The following is a 554-nucleotide window of genomic DNA, read 5'->3' as shown; positions in this document are numbered from 1 at the left end:
GAAAACTAATAAATGCTATAACAAACCTATAATTGTTAGTTTGAATAATTTACTTAAAAATATTTTCTCTTTATCTTCTAATTCTAAAGAGTTAGTTTTGAAGATTTGCGGATTGAAATTTATTAAATGGAATAATTCAAATGTATAAAGAATGCGTTTTAAGTTTTCAGCTATTTTTGAATAAAAAGCAACTTAAGGAATTGGTTATAATACAAAAAGAATTTTTTAAATATAAACCTCAATTTGATAAATATGAATATATTAAAGAAATAAATAATACTGAAGTCGATAAATATTTAAAGAAATTTGATATTAAACTTTCTTTTTTGGAATGGATATTTTCATTAAAGAATAAATCATATAATGAGAAAATACTAACTATTTTTGGATTTCAGATTAGTTTTAAAAGATATAGAAATAATTAAGGAAATAAAATGCCGTTAATATCGATTATAGTTCCCGTTTATAATACGGAAAAATATTTAAGAAGATGTTTAGATAGTTTAGTCAATCAAACTTTTAACGATATAGAAATTATAATTGTTAATGATTGC

Annotated in this window: 2 protein-coding genes; both read left to right on the top strand. The window is 20.4% G+C overall.

The features are described 5' to 3' along the window. Positions 1–140: 140 nt before the first annotated feature. Positions 141–425, top strand: a complete 285-nt coding sequence (locus EPJ79_RS11450; protein WP_147739660.1) for a hypothetical protein — start codon at positions 141–143, stop codon at positions 423–425. A gap of 9 nt (positions 426–434) precedes the next feature. Then, positions 435–554 (top strand): glycosyltransferase family 2 protein (locus tag EPJ79_RS11445; protein WP_147739659.1); only part of this gene is annotated, 120 nt, incomplete at its 3' end.

The sequence above is a fragment of the Brachyspira aalborgi genome, from assembly GCF_008016455.1.
Taxonomy (GTDB): domain Bacteria; phylum Spirochaetota; class Brachyspiria; order Brachyspirales; family Brachyspiraceae; genus Brachyspira; species Brachyspira aalborgi.
Note: the sequence above shows the minus strand (reverse complement) of the source record. Positions and strands in the feature narration are given on the sequence as shown.